We start from the raw sequence: 1,097 nt of genomic DNA on the forward strand, positions 1-1,097 counted from the left end.
CTGACCGCTGCAATCACTACCGTTCTGGCTAAAACCTACGGTGGTTCTGCTCGTGCATTCGACCAGATCGATAACGCACCAGAAGAAAAAGCTCGTGGTATCACCATCAACACCTCTCACGTTGAGTACGACACCCCGACTCGCCACTACGCACACGTAGACTGCCCAGGCCACGCCGACTATGTTAAAAACATGATCACCGGTGCTGCGCAGATGGACGGCGCGATCCTGGTTGTTGCTGCGACTGACGGCCCAATGCCTCAGACTCGTGAGCACATCCTGCTGGGTCGTCAGGTAGGCGTTCCTTTCATCATCGTGTTCCTGAACAAATGCGACATGGTTGATGACGAAGAGCTGCTGGAACTGGTAGAGATGGAAGTTCGTGAACTGCTGTCTCAGTACGATTTCCCGGGCGACGACACTCCAATCGTTCGTGGTTCCGCGCTGAAAGCGCTGGAAGGCGACGCTGAGTGGGAAGCTAAAATCATCGAACTGGCTGGCTTCCTGGATTCTTACATCCCAGAACCAGAGCGTGCGATTGACAAGCCATTCCTGCTGCCAATCGAAGACGTATTCTCCATCTCCGGTCGTGGTACCGTTGTTACCGGTCGTGTAGAGCGCGGTATCATCAAAGTTGGTGAAGAAGTTGAAATCGTTGGTATCAAAGAGACTGCGAAGTCTACCTGTACTGGCGTTGAAATGTTCCGCAAACTGCTGGACGAAGGCCGTGCTGGTGAGAACGTTGGTGTTCTGCTGCGTGGTATCAAACGTGAAGAAATCGAACGTGGTCAGGTTCTGGCGAAGCCAGGCTCAATCAAGCCACACACCAAGTTCGAATCTGAAGTGTACATTCTGTCCAAAGACGAAGGCGGCCGTCATACTCCGTTCTTCAAAGGCTACCGTCCACAGTTCTACTTCCGTACAACTGACGTGACCGGTACCATCGAACTGCCAGAAGGCGTAGAGATGGTAATGCCAGGCGACAACATCAAGATGGTTGTGACTCTGATCCACCCAATCGCGATGGACGACGGTCTGCGTTTCGCAATCCGTGAAGGCGGCCGTACCGTTGGCGCGGGCGTTGTTGCTAAAGTTCT

Annotated in this window: 1 protein-coding gene; it reads left to right on the forward strand. The window is 53.3% G+C overall.

Translation table 11 applies throughout. From position 1 onward, the window contains the following. The coding region (gene tuf / locus IM271_RS20130) for an elongation factor Tu (protein WP_049119900.1) at positions 1-1,097 on the forward strand (1,097 nt) is incomplete at both ends.

Source organism: Enterobacter cloacae complex sp. I3, from assembly GCF_014896175.1.
GTDB lineage: Bacteria > Pseudomonadota > Gammaproteobacteria > Enterobacterales > Enterobacteriaceae > Enterobacter > Enterobacter bugandensis.